Consider the following 488-nt stretch of genomic DNA (forward strand, 5'->3'; position numbering starts at 1 on the left):
CTTATCGGTTGTTCAGGCGAAGAGCCTCGAAGCATATGAGAGGGTCTGTAGCTCAGCTGGTTAGAGCACCGTCTTGATAAGGCGGGGGTCGTTGGTTCGAACCCAACCAGACCCACCAAGTCTTTTTGGTTGCTCGACACGAGAGGGGGCTGTAGCTCAGCTGGGAGAGCGGCGGCTTTGCAAGCCGTAGGTCGTCGGTTCGATCCCGACCAGCTCCACCAGAACTCGTGCGGCATGAAAGCAGGTGCTGCAAGTAGGCGTTCGAGAAGTCAGACATGGTGATCGATGTCGTCATGTCTGACTTCTTGATCGATGGGCGACTCGGTTCGAGTCGGTTGTCGGTTGTTTGAGGTTCGCTCTTTAACAAAGTGGAAGAAGTGTAGTACGTACCGAGCCGGTGCGTACTGCAAGTTGTGTGATTGCATTGATCCGGTGCTGAGCTTGTCAGCGTAGTGCCGGATCGCACAAACGAGTTCGTTCCTGTACGA

Annotated in this window: 2 tRNA genes; both read left to right on the forward strand. The window is 54.7% G+C overall.

Going from position 1 to position 488, the window contains the following annotated elements:
• Positions 1–41 precede the first annotated feature (41 nt).
• Positions 42–118, forward strand: a tRNA-Ile gene (locus tag C662_RS19590).
• 27 nt (positions 119–145) lie between these two features.
• Positions 146–221 (forward strand) — tRNA-Ala (locus C662_RS19595).
• The last annotated feature ends 267 nt before the right edge of the window (positions 222–488 follow it).

The sequence above is a fragment of the Thauera sp. 28 genome (genome assembly GCF_000310145.2).
In the GTDB taxonomy this organism is placed as follows: Bacteria; Pseudomonadota; Gammaproteobacteria; order Burkholderiales; family Rhodocyclaceae; genus Thauera; species Thauera mechernichensis.